9 protein-coding genes, 1 pseudogene and 2 riboswitches are annotated in these 17,006 nt (G+C 68.2%); of the genes and pseudogenes, 4 read left to right on the top strand and 6 right to left on the bottom strand.

The genetic code is table 11. The features are described 5' to 3' along the window. Positions 1-7: 7 nt before the first annotated feature. A complete protein-coding gene (locus CcI156_RS13975) occupies positions 8-1,615 on the top strand; it encodes a glutamine synthetase family protein (RefSeq protein ID WP_254847422.1) in 1,608 nt (535 codons plus the stop codon). On the opposite strand, the gene CcI156_RS13970 is transcribed toward CcI156_RS13975, so the two are convergent. Continuing rightward, positions 1,575-3,902, bottom strand: a complete 2,328-nt coding sequence (locus CcI156_RS13970; protein WP_076806185.1) for an MMPL family transporter — start codon at positions 3,900-3,902, stop codon at positions 1,575-1,577. The two genes, CcI156_RS13975 and CcI156_RS13970, sit on opposite strands and share 41 nt — an antisense overlap. A gap of 109 nt (positions 3,903-4,011) precedes the next feature. On the opposite strand from CcI156_RS13970, the gene CcI156_RS13965 reads away from it, so the two are divergent. After that, complete coding sequence (locus CcI156_RS13965; protein WP_076806117.1) at positions 4,012-4,779, top strand: TetR/AcrR family transcriptional regulator; 768 nt, start codon at positions 4,012-4,014, stop codon at positions 4,777-4,779. 90 nt (positions 4,780-4,869) lie between these two features. On the opposite strand, the gene CcI156_RS13960 is transcribed toward CcI156_RS13965, so the two are convergent. The 4 genes from CcI156_RS13960 to gcvPB all read right to left on the bottom strand — a co-directional run bounded on the left by CcI156_RS13960 (position 4,870) and on the right by gcvPB (position 13,242). After that, the gene (locus tag CcI156_RS13960) at positions 4,870-5,940 is read right to left on the bottom strand and encodes a hypothetical protein (RefSeq protein ID WP_076806114.1); all 1,071 of its coding nucleotides are present in this window, start codon (positions 5,938-5,940) and stop codon (positions 4,870-4,872) included. Between the two features lie 620 nt (positions 5,941-6,560). Then, positions 6,561-8,375: a GGDEF domain-containing protein gene (locus CcI156_RS13955; protein WP_139341506.1), complete on the bottom strand. Its 1,815-nt coding sequence runs from the start codon at positions 8,373-8,375 to the stop codon at positions 6,561-6,563. Positions 8,376-8,951: 576 nt separating this feature from the next. After that, positions 8,952-9,692, bottom strand: a complete 741-nt coding sequence (locus CcI156_RS13950; protein ID WP_254847421.1) for an FkbM family methyltransferase — start codon at positions 9,690-9,692, stop codon at positions 8,952-8,954. Positions 9,693-10,023: 331 nt separating this feature from the next. Beyond that, the gene (gene gcvPB, locus CcI156_RS13945) at positions 10,024-13,242 is read right to left on the bottom strand and encodes an aminomethyl-transferring glycine dehydrogenase subunit GcvPB (protein ID WP_083718533.1); all 3,219 of its coding nucleotides are present in this window, start codon (positions 13,240-13,242) and stop codon (positions 10,024-10,026) included. Between the two features lie 55 nt (positions 13,243-13,297). Then, positions 13,298-13,421, bottom strand: a riboswitch (glycine riboswitch). Then, a riboswitch (glycine riboswitch) is annotated at positions 13,422-13,519 on the bottom strand. Positions 13,520-14,564: 1,045 nt separating this feature from the next. Here gcvPB and CcI156_RS13940 point away from each other — a divergent pair. Beyond that, positions 14,565-15,767, top strand: coding sequence for a hypothetical protein (locus CcI156_RS13940; protein WP_076806108.1), 1,203 nt, complete (start codon positions 14,565-14,567; stop codon positions 15,765-15,767). A gap of 20 nt (positions 15,768-15,787) precedes the next feature. Continuing rightward, positions 15,788-16,033 (top strand): annotated as a pseudogene (locus tag CcI156_RS26945) (IS607 family transposase); the annotation flags it as partial. An 86-nt stretch (positions 16,034-16,119) separates the two neighbouring features. Here the strand turns inward: CcI156_RS26945 and CcI156_RS13930 are convergent. Then, complete coding sequence (locus tag CcI156_RS13930; protein ID WP_049761006.1) at positions 16,120-16,884, bottom strand: PIG-L deacetylase family protein; 765 nt, start codon at positions 16,882-16,884, stop codon at positions 16,120-16,122. Between the last annotated feature and the right edge of the window lie 122 nt (positions 16,885-17,006).

Genomic DNA, 17,006 nt, shown 5'->3' with positions numbered 1-17,006 from the left:
AGAACGCATGACATCGTCGCCGGTTCCGACCCCGCCATCGGCCCAGGTTCCGGCCCGTCCCGACCCCCCGGACCCGCTTGAGCCACCTGAGCCGATCGGGCGGCCCGCACCGCGGGTCCAGCCCCGCCCGATCGGCCCCGGGTCATCGTCCGATCAGGCGCTCGGGGAGAACGCGGCCGGCCGGGGAGTGCTGCGTGACCTGCTGGCCGGAGCCGAACCGGTCGAGGAGATCATCGTCGCCACCGTCGACCTGCAGGGCCGGCTCGTCGGCAGCGCCGTGTCCCCGGAGCACTTCACCGGACCGGTGCTCGCCGATGGCCTCGGCGCCTGCACCTACCTGCACGCCGTCGACGTCGACATGAAGACCGACGGAGGCTACCCCCACTCGCCCTGGTACGACGGCTTCGGTGATCTACGGCTCCAGYCCGACCTCACCACGTTGCGCCGCGCACCCTGGCATCCGTCCGACGCGGTGGTGTTCGCGGACGCGTTCTGGCCGGACGGGTCCCCGGTGGGCGTCGCTCCCCGTGCCGTRCTGCGTCGACAGCTCGACGCGCTCGCAGCCTCCGGTCTGACCGCCTTCGCCGGGACGGAGCTGGAGTTCCTGGTCTTCCGCGAGTCCTACCGTCGAGCTGCGCGGCGCTCCTATACCGATCTCACCCCGGCCAGCCGTTACAACATCGACTACGCGCTTTCCGGCACGGAAGGCCTGGACGATCTGGTCCGACGCCTCCGGCGGGCGATGGCCGGCATCGGGGTGGCGGTCGAGTCCGCGCGCGGGGAGGTCCATCCGGGACAGTTCGAGATCGTGTTCCGGTATRCCGATGCGATGCAGGCCTGCGACAACCACACCCTCTACAAGACCGCCGCCAAGAAAATCGCCGCGGCGGGCGGGCAGGCCCTGACCTTCATGGCGAAGTACGACGAGGGCGAGGGGAACTCCTGCCATGTTCATCTGTCCCTGCGCGGGACGGACGGGGCGTGTGTGTTCGCGCCGTCCCCCGAAGGTGAGGGGGCGCTCGTCCGGCACCCCGGCTTGGCCCCACCGGGCATCGCACCCCCCGGTTTCCCACCCCCCGGCTCTCGCGACGACATCGCCGGGATGTCCGCGCTGATGTGCTCGTTCGTGGCCGGGYARCTCGCCTRCATGGCCGATTTCGCGTTGCTGTACGCGCCCAACGTGAACTCGTACAAGCGCCTGGCACCGGGCTCATTCGCTCCGACCGGAGTCAGCTGGGGACGGGACAACCGGACCTGCGCCATACGGGTGGTCGGCGACGGGCCGGGCCTGCGCGTCGAACATCGGGTGCCGGGCGGTGACGCGAATCCCTACCTCGCCGTCGCCGGGATGATCGCGGCCGGCCGTTACGGCATCGAGCACCGTCTCCCGCTCGAACCCGGACGGGTGGGCAACGCCTTCACCATGCCGGACGTGCCACGGCTGCCCGCGACGTTGCGGGAGGCGGTGGACCGATGGCGCGCCAGTGCGGTGGCCCGGGCCGCCTTCGGTGATCGGGTCGTCGCCCATCTGGCCCATGCGGCCGAAGTCGAGCTCGCCGGCTACGAGCGGACCGTCACCGACTGGGAGCGCCGGCGCGGCTTTGAACGGTTCTGACCCCGCCCTGCTCCGGGACGGAGTATTCGCGTAGTCCGAACCGCCGATACAAAGTCCGCAAGGGGCCAGGGGCCCACCAGTTGTAGTCGCCGGCCACCCGCATGAAGGCGGGGACCAGCACCCCGCGGATGAGGGTGGCATCGAGCACGATCGCGAGCGCGGTGGCGATCCCGAACATCTGGATGAACCGGACCGACGAGGTACCGAACGCGACGAAGGTGACGGCGAGCAGCGCGGCGGCGGTGCTGACGATCCGCCCGACCCGGGCGAGCCCGGTGGCGACCGCCTCGGTGTTGGGCGCGCCGGCGTCGTGCGCCTCCTTGATCCGGGAGAGCAGGAAGACCTCGTAGTCCATCGAGAGCCCGAAGGCGATACAGAAGAGCAGGACCGGCATGGAGGTGTCCAGCGGGCCTGGGGTGAAGTCGAGGAACCCGGACAGGTGGCCGTCACTGAAGATCCACACTGAGGCGCCGAACACGGCGCAMATCGCCAGCCCGTTGAGCACGATGGCCTTCACCGGTAGCAGCACGCTGCCGGTGAACAGGAACAGCAGCACGAAGGTCGCCWGCGCGATCAGCCCGAGGGCGACCGGGAGACGGTCGGCGATCGTGGTCTTGCCGTCTACCAGGACGGCGGATGCGCCACCGATCAGCACGCTGGTCCCCACGGGCGCCGGCACCGCACGCGCGGCCCGGACGAGGGCCTGCGCATGGTCCGACGCATAGTCCACCGCAGGTACGACCTGGAGGGAATCCGCTCCGGCGATCGCGAACCGGCGGCTGGCCGGACCGGGCGGTACGACCCGGCGCCCGTCGATGTGGGACCCGAGGGCGCTGTCGACCCGGGCCACGTCCGGCAGTTCGGACAGCGCGGTCGCGTAGGAGGCGAGCGCGGACCGGTCGATCATGCCCGGCCCGGTGGCTTGGACGACGACGTCGAGCGCGCCGCCGATGTCGGCGGCGAACGCGCCCCGCAGGGCGTCACCGACGATCCGGCTGTCCGCCGAGCCCGGCTTCAGCACCCGGTCGTCCGGGGTGCCGAAGTTCACGTGCAGAAAGGGCGCCCCGAGGACGAGCAGAACCGCGATCACCGGCAGGCCGGTGAGCACGGGGTGGCGCATCACGGTGCCGGCGACCTGACGCCAGAACGGCGAGTCGGCCGCCTCCCGCACCACGACCGGCGCCGACCCGACCGGCGCCGACCCCGCCGCGCCCGCGGGCCCGATCGCCTCGCCGCCCCGGGCACGACCGGCGCGGCGACGCCGCACGAGCCCGAGCAGACCGCCGATCCCCCAGGCGTTGACCCGCTCGCCGAGCACCATCAGCAGCGCCGGCAGGGCCACGACGGCGGCCAGCATCGCGACGAGGGTCACCGAGATCCCGGCGTAGCTCATCGACTTCAGGAAGAACGGCGGGAAGACGAGCATCACGGCCAATGCCACGATCACCGTCGCCMCACTGAACAGGATCGTCCGGCCGGCCGAGCGGACCGTCCCCTCCACCGCGGTGGCGCGGTCCCGACCCGCCGCCAGTTCCTCCCGGAACCGGCTGACCATCAGCAACGAGTAGTCGATGCCCAGCCCCAGGCCGAGGGCCGTCRCCAGGTTCACCGCGAAGATCGACACGTCGGTAAGCTCACCGATCACCGAAAGCGCGGCGAAGCCACCCAGCATGCCGAGCAGCCCGATACCCAGCGGCAGCAGGGCGGCGACCACGCCCGCGAACGCGATGACCAGCAACGCCAACGTGATGGGAATGGCGAACGACTCGGCGGCGGCGAGGTCGGCCGAGACGTGTCCGCTGATGTCCTCCCCGACCGTCGCGGCCCCACCCGGTCGGACCGTCACCGCCCCCGGCGCGTCCGCCCACGACCCATAATGATCAACGATGTCGGCGGCCTGGTCATCGTCCTGGACACTGGCGACGACGAGCGCCTGCCGACCGTCCCGCGAGCGCAGCGCCGGACCGCCCCCCGTCCAGTAGGACACGACGTCCCTCGCCCCGGCCTGGGCGGCGAGATCGGCCGCAACCTCCTTCCCCGCGGCGACGACCGCCGCGTCGTCGACATCGCCCGCCCGGGCGGTCACCAACAGGAGGAGGTTCGGGCGGCCGTGGAAGCGGGCGTCCAGGACGTCCTCGGCTCGGGAGGAGTCCGACGCTGGATCGTCGAACCCCCCCGTCTGGAGTTTGCCGAAGGCACCGCCCGCGAGCCCACCGGCGCCGAGCAGCACGAGGAGCGTAAGGACGAGGACCAGACGCGGGCGGCGCGTCACGAGCGGAGTAAACACGGAACCCTCCGAAGAGCAGGCGATGCTGAAGAGAACAGTGTTCGCGATCGCTGCTCGTGTCAAGACGCATCCGTTCGCAAAGTTGACAGCGTTCTCGTCGAGACCCACCATGACCGTGGTGAGCAGTCCGGTTYCCCGTCGCGAACGACTGCGGCAGGCCACTCTCGACGAGATCAAACAGACCGCGCGCGCCCAGCTGGCCGAGCGTGGCCCGGCTGCGCTCTCCCTACGGGGGGTCGCCCGGGTGATGGGCATGGCCCCATCGGCCCTGTACCGCTACGTGGACAGCCGGGAGATCCTGCTGGCCGAACTGGTCGCGGACGGGTTCGCCTCGCTGGCGGAGGCCCTGGAGGCGRCCTTCGACGCGGCCGATCCGCATGACMACCTACGACGCTGGCTCCAGGTCGCCCGCGCGCAGCGCCGCTGGGCCCTGGACCACCCGACGGAATACGGACTGATCTTCGGTCCCGGCATTCCCTGTGCCACGTCGACCAACGACCGGATGATCACACAGCTGCACCGCGCGGTCGCGGTGCTGTTCCGCTGCATGAGCGAGTCGACCGGGGCCGGCATGATCGACACCGCCGCGGTGGACGCCCAGCTCACCCCGCCGATGCGCGCCAGCCTGCAAGCCTGGGGACGCGACCACGACGTCGCGATCGACGCCGCCGGACTCGCCGTGTGCCTGGCCGTCTGGACCCAGTTRCACGGCTTCATCTCCTTGGAGATGTTCGGGCACCTCCCCCCCGCCCTTGACGACATCGACGAACTGTTCGACCGGCAGATGGCGGACGCGATCATCCGCGTGTGGCGAGGCGGGTACAACCTCGCCACGGTGATGCCCGTCCCGCCGGCCGGCCGACCGGTCGCGAAGTGACCACCCGGTGCCGGCCAGTCGGTCCGGTGATTGACGGTCCGGTGGTCGCCGGGCAGCGGTTCAGCTGCCCGGCGACCGGCCGCCGGACGGTCAGGCCGAGGTCCGCATTCGCCGCCCCAGTGCGTCGAGCGCGACCCGACGGGTACTCTTGATCTCCGGCAACCGCGCCTGATAAGCCGGTGCCGTGGCCAACGGCTGGTAGAAGCCGAGCCGCGGAACGAAGTCGGTGTCGTCGTAGCCCGGCGGCCGGTGCAACGCATACGTACGACCCGGGAAAAGCAGGTCGTAGTTGTCGGCGATCTGCCAGATGGCGACGTGCGGGTCGACCCGCCGACGCTGAAAGTACGCCTCCAGGACATCGATTGTGAAACTAATCTCATGGAACTGTTTGACCAGGCTGTGGTAGTGCTGGCCGACCTGATACTTGATCGGTAGTTCGACCTGGAGACTATCGGAGTAGTCGAGCAGATCGAGAGCCAGAACCTTCAGTGACGTCTCGACGCCGTACCCCCGCGAGAACGCCAGCGCCGCGAAGACGTCCGCGTCGATGACGAACTCCCCGATCAGCGRCTGGATTGTCCGAGTGATGGAYGGCACATACCTGGCGAGCTGTTTCGACAACAGCGACCGCARCATCTCGGTGGTTCGCCCCCCGGGCTGCCCGTCGCCAGTCACTCTACGCGAACTTCCGTTGACGAAAAGCGGGGCGTTATCGGCAGTCGCGGCGGCAGCCAGGACACCCACTGTATATGGATCATAGCTTTCCAGATCGGCGTCATGGAAGATGAGCCGACTCCCGAACGCAAGATAGGCGAGACTACGCATCGCACCCGCCTTGCCGCCGGTCGTGGTGGCCTCTCGGCCCGCGTGACGCTGCAGGACCGACTCCCCACGCACGACCCAGCTGGCGCCCGCGTCGGTCGCGATGCGCATCAGGCCATGTTCGTCCCCGTCCGACGACGGGTCGACAACCACGCCGATCTCGTCCAGCACGCTACGCTCCTGCATCCAGCGTTGCCGGTTGAGTGCGATGATGTCGCCGAGAGTTCGAGCCGCCTCCGGGCCACGGGCCGGGATGAGCAGACTCAGAGTGATGCCCTTGGCGAGTTTGTCGACCTCGATTGAGTCGAGGTCGAGGCTGGTGGGTTCGAGCGTTCGCACGGACGCCCCTCTCTCGTGACCTTTCTTCGGTACGGACAGCCCGTACCGGTGATGACGTCCAGATGGGGATCTGGTGCGGCATTGCCGGCGGTATCAGACGGGCTGGGTAGGGAATCCCCCGGCCACCCCGGACCGCATGATTGCGTACCTCCGTTCACAACGCCTCATCCGCCCGAGTCGTAGCCGGTACCTCCCCGCGTGTTCCGGTTCACCGCTTCCGCCTCTCGACCACCCGGGAACGATCGGTCCGCCACATGCAGGTGCTGGAGCGTCAAAGTATCGGTCTTACGACCGTGTCCGTCACTCCCCATCTTTCTCGAGGGGGAACAACCACCGCTTCTGGGACAAGGAGCGAACACTCGGCGCCGCACCAGCACGGCGCATGACCCCGCCGTGCCACGGAGAGTACCCGACCAAGCGCCCGGAACGGTTACTCCAGGACCGATCCGAAAGAACTACCCCCACACGGCCCGCCGATGCCACCGGATGGGCAGAATCGCTCACGGCGTCCTACTCTCTTTCGATCATGGCCATGGAAGGAAGACCGGCGCGCGGCCGGACCATCCCGAGGACGGACGATCGGGCGGCGCTCGCCGACCTGCCCGCCGCCGTGGCCGCGCTCACCATCGCGTACGCCGGGACACCACGGCGGATACGGCATCCGGGGCTGGGGGCTGTCTACTCGAACCAACCCTCTCGCCGACGTCATGCCCACCGACGTCATGCCCACCGACGTCATGCCCACCGACGTCATGCCCACCGACGTCATGCCCACCGACGTCATGCCCACCGACGTCATGCCCACCGACGTCATGCCCACCGACGTCATGGCCCGGTCTGGCGGAGCCGACCGCGACCCGGTCCCGTCCCGCGGCCTTGGCGGCGTACAGCGCGCGATCCGCGGCTGCGACGAGCGCGAAGGTGTCGTCCGCGTGATCGGGGAGGGCCGCCGCTCCGACCGAGACCGTCACAGCGATCAGCAGCGACTCCTCGCCGGTGTCTCCCCGGACACCGGCACCCGACCGGGCCTGGCCGCGCGCCCTCGTCGGCTCCGCAGACCCCGCAGCCCCGGACTCCCCCGTGCGGRCCGGCGGATCCGGAACTCGCGGCGCGGGCAGGACGATCCGGACGGGTTCTCGTCCGACGCCGCGGCGCAGACGTTCGGCGATATCGGCGAGGGCGTCTCCCCGGACATTCAGCGTGAGCAGCGCGAACTCCTCACCCCCGTAACGGGCGACGACGTCACCGGGACGGGTCACGACCAGCAGTCGCCGAGCCACCTCCGTCAACACCTGATCACCAGCCGGATGGCCGAATCGGTCGTTCACCGACTTGAAGTGGTCGACGTCAACGAGGATCAGCCCCATTCCGGATCCGGTGCGTCGTACCCGACCGGCCGCCAACCTCATCTCGGTCTCCAGATAGCGGCGGGTAMGCAGGCCGGTCAGCCCGTCCGTGATCGCCAGACGCCGCTGGTCGGCCTCCAGGCCCGCCATCCGAACGATGATCAGAATCATCATGATCGCACTTACGGCCACGGCGACCAGCAGATCCCGTAGATCACCACGGATCACCTGCACGGCCAGCACGGTCGGAGCCACCAGCCCGGCACTCGACAGTGCCACCAGGCGCCGGCCGCTGCGCGCCTGCGCACGCGGGGACGCCGGCCGCGTGAGGTCGACCATGGTCGGATGCAACCCGGCGGCGCCGAGGGCGAGGTTGCCTGTCAACCAGATCGCGTCGAGGTAGTTGCCGACCTCGAAGGTCCCGTTCGTCTGCTGCACGACGTAGATGGTGTCGGCGGTCAGGTTGGCGAGCAGATTGCCCGCCAACAGGAAGAAGGCGGGTGGGCGGCTCCCGTGCCCCAGCACGAGACGGATGGCCACCCCCARCAGCGCCAGATCCATCGCCGGATAGGCCACCGAGGTGACGCCGACGAACAGATCATGGTCCGCACGCACCTGCGGCGCGATCAGGTAGAGCCAGGACAACAGAACCGCCGCGAGCAGGAACATCGATCCGTCGAGCAGGCCGGCGATGTCCCGTTCCTGGGTCCGTCGCCGGGTCAGCAGAACGAGACCGACGACGAACAGCGGATAGTGGCCCAGATATAACACATCCGGCAAGGCCGGATACTCTGTGATGTCAAGCACATAGTGAAAGATGTAGAAGGCACCATCGCCTATGGCGTACATCACCTGGCTGATTCCGATCAGCAGCCAGGGACGTCGGTCGGCCAACTCCTGGCGTCGCAGGCCGAGGAACACGGCCCCCGCGGCCGAGGCGCTGAGGCAGAGGTAGATGACCAGCCGGACGGCACGTGGGCCGCCGGTCGTGGGAAACTGGCCGTAGACGAGGATGGCGATCAGACCGAGACAGAGATAGACAAGCCAGACGTGGCTACGCCAAGCGCGCCGCCACGATGGAGCCGGCATCACCCCTCGGTTCGCGACGCGGGATCCGTGCGKGACAGCGGACGTGGCAGCGGCGCCGGGGTCCACCGGGAGGTCCGGGCCGGTGMGTCGTCCAGCTGAACGTGATGCCGTTGATGGGCGTTCGTTGTCGGGTTGACCGAGGGAATCGAACCTGTCGACCGTGCAGGACCGGCTGGCGGTGAACAGCCGCCMCGGAGGGACCGGGCCATGAGCAGCCTCTCAGTGTGGACGTACGGGTGGTACGCGTACCGGCCACGTACGCCTGTGGTGCCTTGCGGCATTCCGTTGCCGCTCACGGCACCTACAGCGCCACTGAGCCCACCCGTCTGGTTTCGACGGGTCGGACGCCGCGACCTACCGAAACCGTATCGAATGGTTGCTCTTCGTACAGGAACATTTGAAGCCCGATGGGCACTATTGTCCGATCATTTGTCCGATCATTGTGCGGGATTCGCCCCGTCCGGACGGATCTCGACTGGCGCGGTCACGAAGGGCGAGCTTCGCCCGGACCACTACGAGCCGATGATCGGCAAGTCAGGCCGACGACCGCCGTCGCGGACGTTTCCGCGACGCGGGTCAGGGGTGGGCGACGAAGTTGAAGTGCGCCCCCGACGCGAAGGTCGTCCGGAACATGGGCAACGTGTAAGGACCGTCGCCGTCCAGATCGAAGATGCGCAGTCCGAGATCATTGTCGACGAGCGTGTACATCTCGTCGGCCGTCGTACCGTAGTCCCGGGCACCGGCACCGAACTCGAAGACGAGATGCGGCCGGCTGGAGCCGATCAACTTCTGGCCGCCCTTGAACACCCCGTACTCGGCCCCCTCGACGTCAACCTTGATCAAGGTTGGCCGGTAGTCGGCCGGCATCGCGTCGTCCAGCGTCTCGACGGCCACCTCGATCCGTTCGACGTCCTCACTGTCGGGCACCCGATCACGCAGCCCGCTGTAGGCGGGCCTGCTGCGGACGTAGGTGAAGGGCAGCACCMCCGGCTGGTCGGCGAGCGCGGCCTGTCGTACCTCCACCGCCGGGAAATCGGTGGTCAACGCCGCGGCCATGTGCGGCAACRGCTCATAGGCGACGTGCCGGCCTCCCGGGGCGTGCCGGAGGATGGTCCGCAGAACGTCACCCTTGTGYGCGCCCACGTCGATACAGTTCGAGTCCTCCCGGAGGACGAAGGACAGCAGCAGCGCCAGATGCCGGTCGTCGCTGCGATTGYGGCGGGCGGTAGGAACGACGTTGTCACGCACCAGCTTCAGCGCCGGGCCGAGGCCGATGTCGACCGCCACCCGCCGGGCCCTTGCCAGCTGCTTTTCCATCCGAGGATCCATCCGCCGCGACCTCCTGTTGTTCAAGCGGTGACCTGCYGGAGTGTCATCGCCGAATGACCCATTATGACAGTCAGTACACCACTATTGGGCGAACATGATCCACGGTCAAGACCAGTAACAGGAATTTCAAGTCCACTTCATTCCCGCTCGACCCCGCTCGACCGATAATCCTTACGTCACGAAAGAGTTCGACTTCTGAACCCTTCCGCAAGGGAAGGGTTCAGAAGTCGCGGCAGACTACCCAGCGAGACCGTTCGACCTCGCATCGGCCGCCGCCGCGATGGAGAAAATCGACGGCGGCCGCGCCGGCATCCCGTCCTCAGCGGGCTCCGGCGAGAATCTGCTCGTCGACCGGCTCCGCGGCGAAGGATCCCACCGGTGGGCAGGTGCAGACCAGGTTGCGATCACCATAGGCGCCGTCGATCCGACGTACCGGGGGCCAGTACTTGGCGGCCCGCAGCGAAGCGACGGGATAGGCCGCCACCGATCGCGGATAAGCGTGTGACCATTCGTTGGCGGTAACCATCTGTGCAGTATGCGGAGCATTATGCAGGGGATTGTCGGTCCGCGGCCAGATACCGTCTCCGACCTTGTCCGCCTCGGCCCGAATGGAGATCATTGCGTCGCAGAAACGATCGATCTCGCCGAGATCCTCACTCTCCGTCGGCTCGACCATCAGTGTTCCGGCAACCGGGAATGACATGGTCGGAGCATGGAAACCGTAGTCGATGAGACGCTTCGCCACGTCGTCCACGGTGACGCCGGTCAGCTTCGTCAACGGCCGTAGGTCCAGAATGCACTCATGGGCGACCAGCCCGTCCCGGCCCGCGTAGAGCACCGGATAGTACGGATGCAGCCGGTGGGCAATGTAGTTGGCGTTCAGGACGGCCACCGAGGTTGCCCGGCGCAGGCCGTCCGCCCCCATCATCCGAATGTAGGYCCACGGAATCATAAGAATTCCGGCCGAGCCCCACGGGGATCCCGAGATCGGGCCCACTCCGGTGGCCGGTCCTGCCTCCGGCCGCAGCGGGTGGTTCGGCAGATAGGGCAGGAGTTTCTCGACCACGGCCACCGGGCCGACCCCCGGACCCCCGCCCCCATGCGGGATGCAGAACGTCTTGTGCAGGTTCAGGTGGCTCACGTCGGCCCCGAACTGCCCCGGCCTGGCGAGCCCCACCAGAGCGTTGAGATTCGCTCCGTCGACGTACACCAGACCGCCGGCCTCATGCACGATCGCGCACGCCTGCCCGATGYCCTCCTCGTACACACCATGGGTCGACGGGTAGGTGACCATCAGCGCGGCCAAGGCGTCCGCGTTCGCGCGGGCCTTGCGGGCCAGATCGTTCAGGTCGACGTTTCCGTCGTCGTCACAGGAGACGACGACCACCCGCATTCCCGCCATCGCGGCGCTCGCCGCATTCGTCCCGTGCRCCGAGGAGGGAATGAGACAGATGTTTCGCACCACGGATCCGGGAACAGCATGATCGCGGTGATAGGCCCGGATGGCGAGCAGCCCGGCGAGCTCACCCTGGCTGCCGGCATTTGGCTGGAGGGAGACCCCCGCATATCCGGTGATCTGCGCGAGCCAACGCTCCAGGTCCTGAATCATCGCGAGGTATCCGGCGGCCTGGTCCAACGGGGCAAATGGATGGATGTCAGCGAATTCCGGCCAGGTGACCGCGGCCATCTCAGTGGTCGCGTTGAGTTTCATCGTGCACGACCCCAGGGGGATCATGCCCCGGTCAAGAGCCAGATCAAGATCGGACAGTCGACGCAGATAGCGGAGCATCGCGGTCTCCGACCGATGGTCGTGGAACACCGGATGCTGCAGGTAGGGATCCGTACGCACCAGTTCGGCGGGCAGCGCCACCGGCTCGTCCGCCGCTTGGTCCGCCTGGTCCGCCTGGTCCGCCTGGTCCGCGCGGGCCACGAGATGATCGTTCGCCGCCGCGACGGACCCGGTCCAGGCCCCGGTCCGGATCTCGGTCCCGGTCCCGGTCCCGGTCCAAGTGATGCCCGCCGTCGCCTCCGGGCCCACCCCGAAGGCCGACCGGACGGCCTCCAGCTCGGCCTGGCCCGTCGTTTCGTTGCAGGAGATACCCACGTGGTCGTCGTCGACCAGCCGCAGGTTCACGCCCCGCGCCAACGCGTCCGCAACCACCTGGGTGGCCCGGCCCGGCACCGCGGCGAGGACGGTGTCGAAGAACGCGTCGTGCACCACCGTCACACCGGCGGCGCGCAGGCCTTCGGYGAGGCGCACCGCGTGCCCGTGGATGCGACGCGCGATCCCGGCCAGGCCCTCCGGGCCGTGGTAGACCGCGTACATGGAGGCGAGTACCGCGGGCAGCACCTGGGCCGTGCAGATGTTGCTCGTCGCCTTCTCCCGTCGGATGTGCTGCTCACGGGTCTGCAGGGTGAGCCGGTACGCGGGTGCGCCGTCCGCATCGACCGACACCCCGACGAGCCGCCCCGGCAGGGACCGTTCCAGCCCCTTGCGCACTGCGAGGTAGCCGGCGTGCGGGCCTCCGAAGGACAGCGGTAGTCCGAACCGCTGCGTGCTCCCCACCGCGATGTCCGCGCCGAGGTCGCCAGGCGCCCGCAGCAGGGTCAGCGCCAGCGGATCGGCGGCGATCGTGACGACGATGCCGCGCTCCCTCGCCGATGCGATCACAGCACGCACATCCCGCAGGACGCCCGCCGGCCCGGGATAGGACAGCAGCAGGCCGAAGGCCGCATCCAGCTGCGCCGGGCCCACGGCCGTGAGTCCGGCTGCGAGATCCGCGACCACCACATTGATCCCCAGCGCCTCCGCCCTGGTCGCGACCACCGAGACGGTCTGCGGGAGGGTGTCGGCATCGATGAGGAACGTCGCGCGGGAACCCTTCGCCGTCCGAAACGCGATCTGCATCGCCTCGGCCGCCGCGGTCGGCTCGTCCAGCAGGGAGGCTCCGGCCACCGCAAGGCCGGTCAAATCAGTGATCATCGTCTGGAAGTTGAGCAACGCTTCCAGGCGGCCCTGGGAGATCTCCGGCTGGTACGGCGTGTACGCCGTATACCACGCGGGGTTCTCCAGGACGTTGCGCTGGATGACTCCCGGCATCACCGCGGGATGGAATCCCAGCCCGATCATCGAGGAAACCGGTCGGTTCCTGCTACCGAACGCGCGTAGGGCCGCGAGCACCGCGGGCTCGCTCAGCGCCGCGGGAAGATCCAGATCATGGTCACGGATGCTTGCCGGGACGGCCGCGTCGGTGAGCGCGGCCAGTGATTCCACCCGCAGCGCATCCAGCATCTCCCGTTGGGATGACGGGTCCGGGCCGATGTGCCGATCGGCGAACCGCGGGATGGCCGCGGCGGGCAGCCGCCTCGCACCGTTCCTGCCCACCGCCGCGGCACTGCCCTGTCGCGGCGCCCCCGACCGCGCGTGCGACGACGCGGGACTGATGGTGGCGGTCGTGGCGGTCGTGGCCGGTCCATCGGCAGCCGTGGCCGGTCCATCGGCATAGGGGGTGTCGTCGTACTGGGTGACGTCAGGCATGATGACTGCTCCGGAGGTCGGGCGACGACGGATCATGCCGGCGCCGCGGCGGGCCTCCCCCTCTGTCATTGACCTGAGAGCTTCACCAGCGCCGMCGCCGGCAGTCCGGGGAGCTGCGGGCGGGGAACGCGGCTTTCACCGTCGGCGGGACACCCCACGGCGTCCACTTTCCAGAGTTGCCTGACCCGGCGGTTGGGGGCCTGAGAGTTTATGGGGAGARCTTGCTCCTTCGGCGTCCCGAACGGCGAGCGACCGGGACTCTCCCGCACGGGCGTGAGCGGCATCGGTATGGAGTTGTGGGACGGGGCACGGATGACCCGGGGATGCCTACCAGTAGCGAATGATCGACTCCCAACTGGCGCCGGTCCCCTCGACGCCGGCTGCGTTCAGCCACGATTCCACTCCCCGAACACTAGCTGCGGGGGCCCCGCGGGCCAACCAGCGTCCCCCACCGAAACCTGTCCGCAACATGAACACACGAACCCGTGGGGCCGTGGGCCCCGACCACGGGCTCACGGGCTCACGGGCTCATCGTTCGTCCGCCATCCGATCCCGCGGGCGGTGGCAGCGGCCTCGGCGTCAAGGCCGCCCGCCGGTAGGCGATACGACCGCGGATAACTATATATTTAGACACATGTCACAACTCTACAAAAAATATCAAGAAACATCAAGATTCCGAGATGTGCTTCAGGACTGACGTCGAAAAACCGGGCCATGCCCCCTGGAATGCCCTCCCGATGCTCTCCCACCCGCGCGGACGACACCTACACAGATGAAATGCGAGGTATCGCCGGGTCGCCGGACTGCACGCGCATCATACGGTTCATCTGCACCATCCGACGCCGACGCCCGCCATGAAAGGTGCGGCCGGGCAGGCCGAACGCGGACACAGACACGAGGGCGTCATCACACRAGCTGGATAGGAAGACGGCCAGTAAGCCGTCATCGTCGACTACCCGGCAAAAAATTCGCCATGGCAATTGATCATGTGGCAACCACCGCCTGGGGTTGAACCGGTGCGGCGTCTGGACTTAACCTACGGATGCCGGCTGCGCGAGCTTCATTGCACTAGCTTCATTGCACGGCGACCACTCTGGGCGATGGCAAGTAGGAGGAGAACTCCTCTTTCCGCCGTCCAACATCACGGGGAGGTAGAGCTCGATGCAGGGCCTTCGGTCACTGTTCAGAGGTCGATGCGCCCTTATCCCGTCRCTCCACACGCAGGGCACGGATGCGTATCCGCATCCMGGCAGCCCGGCGGTCGCCGGGGTGCCAGCGGGGAGACCGGTACAGCCGTTCCACCATTGGAACCCGACCGGGCCATGAGATCGCTCCAGAGAGCACAGTCCTTCGGCCAGCTGGCATCCCTGGTCAGCCTGATCGGGGTGGGTGTCGCGCTCAGCGCGCTGTTTCAGCTGTTCCACCTGCCGAATATCTCGAAGGTGCACGGCTATCGGATGGCCATCGCGGTGCTGCTGGCGGTCGGCCTGTAYGGCGCCACGCTGGGGATCGCCCGCGCGGCCTGGGCGGACATCCGCCGGATCGTGCTCGTCGTCACCGTGGGCGTCGCCCTCAAGGCCCTGCTGATCGGTGGCGCCCTGGCCCTCGCGCTCGGCGACCCGCTGTACCTTCTTCTTGGCGTGGTGGTCGCCCAGATCGATCCCCTGTCGGTAGCCACGCTCACCTCGGGTTCGCGAATGTCCGAACGCGGTCAGGATCTCCTGCGCAGCTGGGCTGCCTTCGACGATCCCGTGACGGTACTCCTTACTGTGTCCCTGGTCACAGCGGTCGGTTCGACGTTCGTCAAGGACCAGCCCGCGATGACGCCGGATCTCGGTGGACCGTCGGGAGTCAGCGGTTTCTTCGTCGGCTTGGCGCTCAACCTCGGCCTCGTCACCCTCACCGCCCTGCTGTGGCGGGGCGCCAAGAGAAACGCGACCAGCGCCCTGGCATTGACAACGGGTCTGATCATGGTGGCAGCAGGGTTCTTTCTCATGCTGGCGGTAGCAATCGGTGGGCTGATCCTCCGTCCCGATGCCAAGCTCTTCCCCGAGCGCGGGGACGACTTCTTCCCCCACCTCGTGGAGAGGACCGTACGGGTCGCGTTCTATGGTGCGGCGGTCGCGCTCGKCCTGCTTCTCTCCGGCGGAATCGCCTTTGTCCACGGGGCCGCTCTGGGAGCCGCAGCCTTCGCCGCACAGGGTCTCGTCGGCTACCTTCTGACCCACCGCATGTCCCGACGTGACCGGGTTTATCTGGCCGCTTCCCAACAGAACGGCATCACGAGTATCGTGCTGTCCCTGGCCTTGGAGCCGGCGATTCCCGGGGTCGCCGCCGTCGTCGCTCCGGCGATCGTCACCATCAACCTGCTGCACTGGCTGATCAATCGCTGGATCGGCACCAGGCCGAGCGTCTTCGGAATCACCGCCGCGGACGACGCGGCCTTCGACGACCGCGGCCTTCGACGACCGCAGCCTGCCGCTGCGGGAGATGTCCCCGCGGGGCAGCGACCTGCTGGCTGTTGAGTAAGTGATGCGATGTGTGRGTGAACTTGAAGCAGGGGGCGCAGCGTGCGGGTGCCCACTACGTCACCGCCTACCGCTGGTTTCGGGAAGGGAAGCTGCCCGTACCGGCGCGCCCGGTCGGGCAGCTGATCCTGGTCGAGCCGTCCGCCGTCGAACGCCCCGCGGGAGCCGCCGCGGTGTACGCGCGGGTCTCCCCCGCCGACCGGCGTCCCGGCCCTGACCGTCCGGTTGCCCGTGTCACCGCATGGGCAACCGGACGTGAGCTCGAAGACCTGCTCCGGCTGTGGGGCCGCCATCCGGCAACAGGTGGCTGCGAGCAAGGCGCCTACTCATGCTTCATGACCCGCAACGGTCAGACGAAGACCGTCTCGGCTGGGCGCAGGAGCCGCGCCAAGGCCTCGGCCGGAAGCACCGCAGCATCGGCCGGATGGGTTGAAAGCGGAGCAATCTGGGTGCGGTAGCAGTCGACCGCTCGCTGCTTGGCCCGATGCACGTCGACGGGAAGATGCACCCGTCGCGCCCTGGCCCAAGGAACTCGCGGGTCGTCCGGCACCGCCCAGTGCCAGGTCCAGATGGGGTACTCGAGCAGCCGGGTGCCCGCCCGCGCGGCGGCGATCTCCGCCGCCCGACCCGTCGCCTCATGATCTGGATGACGATCCCCGGCATACGTCGCGAGCAGCCACCCGTCGGCGGTGAGCAACGGTTCCAGCTGGTCGGCCAACAACTCCTCGTGCCCGGCGACCCGCCCGTCGCGCAGGCCGACCCGATGCACCGGTACCTGGGCCAGGCCGAGTTCGGCGAGAGCGGAATGCTGTTCCGCCACCCGTCGCCGCGCAAGCTCGGCCGGCGACAGCGTCGGAGATCCGGGATGGGATGCATCACCATCAGTCACAGCAACAACGGTGAGCGACACACTCAGCGTAGACAGGATGGTCATCAGACCACCGATGCCCAGCACCTCATCGTCCGGGTGGGGAGCCACGATCACCGCGTTTGTGGGCGGAACGGTCAGGTCCAGCTCCGCCCACCCCGGATCCCATCCCTGCCAGACCGATTCGGGGGTCCCGCTGTCGTCGGCGAAGGGCCGACGCTCGTCCGCCACGCGTTCCTCCTGCATCGTTCTTCCATACGGCATGCGGCGCGGCACCGCAYGGACATCGGTGCGGTCATCGGCAACGCCACACGCACGGGGCGGCATAGCGCCCCCACGACGCCGGCAGGCACCATCACAGTCCCATC

The sequence above is a fragment of the Frankia sp. CcI156 genome, assembly GCF_001983015.1.
GTDB classification, from domain to species: Bacteria; Actinomycetota; Actinomycetes; order Frankiales; family Frankiaceae; genus Frankia; species Frankia casuarinae.
Note: the sequence above shows the minus strand (reverse complement) of the source record. Positions and strands in the feature narration are given on the sequence as shown.

Bases quoted from the DNA above. Each gene is read 5' to 3' on its own strand.
- CcI156_RS13930 (WP_049761006.1), bottom strand. From the start codon at position 16,884: ATGCAGGAGGAACGCGTGGCGGACGAGCGTCGGCCCTTCGCCGACGAC.